Raw genomic sequence first — 1,698 nt, forward strand, 5'->3', positions numbered from 1 at the left:
TTGAAAAACGTGGTCGAAGTTTCCGATGGGTTGGTGATTGTGCAGTAGCAATACGAGTCGCACGAGAGGGGATTGATTTACGGGGGAGTGACTCATGGGTGTGTCCAATCGATGCTCGCGAAACCAACAAAGTTGAGGAAACCGTCCATCAAGCCGAGTTGGGAAGGAACGCGGAAGAACGGATAGGCAATCAGAAGGAACGAGCTCACCAGAGGCCCGCGACGTCCTATTCTTTTTGCCAAACCGTTCTATTTCCTGTATCGGCAATCTCTAAGCAGTCGCTCCAGATTACCTATTCCAATCTGTTTTCCTGAGTCATACGGATTCTCAACTGGTGCGGAGCGTTTGTGCCGCCTCTTCCGGAAAAACGGGGTTGATGTGGATGCCTGTGCCCCATTCAAAACCCGCCGCGCGACTCACACTGGGGAGGACCTCGATTCGCCAGTGAAAATAGGGGCTCTTCTTGCGAAAGGGGGCCGTGTGGAAAAGCACGTTATATCCAGGTTTGCCGAGATGGGTTTCGATCGTCTTCAGCACGTTTCGGATGGTTTCCGCAAGACCGGCGAGCGAGCTCGGCGTCAGCGCTTCGAACCGTTCCTCGTGAGCATCGGGAAGAATCCATGTTTCGTAAGCAAATCGGCTGACGAACGGACAAAACGCGGTGAAGCCGCCGTGGCGCAGAACGATGCGTTCGCCCTGGGTGTGCTCCTGGGATAAAAGCTGACAGTAATAACATCCACCTTCCCGCTCGGACCACCGGCGGGCGGCTTCGAGTTCGCTGCTGAACGAAGGGGGAATAATCGGAATGGCCAGGAGTTGCGAGTGGCTGTGTTCCAGGGAAGCACCGGCGGTTGGCCCGACGTTCTTGAAAATGAGTGCGTACTCCAGGTAAGGCTCGTTGGAAAGTTGGGCGAGGCGCTCGCGAAAGACGTCGAGCAGTTCCGTGACTTCGCTGGTTGTCATGTCGGTCAGACTGATCACGTGCCGTGGCGTGTCCACAATGACATCGTGGACACCCAACCCCGGGAAACATGACGCCGCAAATGCGCAATCGTCTGGCGACGTGCCGCAGTGCACGGCAGGATATTTGTTGGACACGACACGGACGCGCCAGCCGGGACCATTCGGTTGGCTGTCGGGGTGGCGACGGGCAAGGATTTCCGGAGTCGTCTCACTTTCGTTTCCCTCACAAAAAGGGCAGGGACCGGAGCGCACGCGCCGGACGGCCGTGTCGTAGTCCTGGGGCCGTTGCGATCGGCCCGGGGCGATAATGACCCAGCGACCTGTCAGAGGATCTTTCCGAAATTCCGGTTTTTTGCCTGTTGAAATGGTGCCCATTGAGAGTAACCTGTAATTCACAGAACCAGGCGGTTTTCGGCGGCAGTCGAATCGTCGGTTTGACATTCTAAGCCGGAAAACCTTTCATTATGCCACTCTTGGACAAATCCTGCACGGTTGGAGATTGCGGCAGGTTGCCGCCGCTGGTAGATTCGCGGCTATGATTTGAGACAGCAAAGGTCACGGTCACCGGGTGAACGGATCAATGAGAAGGCGTCCATTTGCAAAAAGGTGTCCTGAAATGGCTTCCAACGTTCTTTCGAGGCAGTTAGCGAGGCGAGCGTCGTCACTTGGAAGACAGGGAACTCTCACGACCGGGGTTGCGGGACCGATGCTGGTTCTTGGGAGTGTTCTCACCAG

1 protein-coding gene is annotated in these 1,698 nt (G+C 56.1%); it reads right to left on the reverse strand.

The window, feature by feature from the left end; translation table 11 throughout:
* Positions 1 to 327 precede the first annotated feature (327 nt).
* A complete protein-coding gene (locus H5U08_RS17925; RefSeq protein ID WP_297036250.1) occupies positions 328 to 1,338 on the reverse strand; it encodes a DUF4921 family protein in 1,011 nt (336 codons plus the stop codon).
* Positions 1,339 to 1,698: the final 360 nt, after the last annotated feature.

This window comes from Thermogutta sp., from assembly GCF_014359955.1.
GTDB lineage: Bacteria > Planctomycetota > Planctomycetia > Pirellulales > Thermoguttaceae > Thermogutta.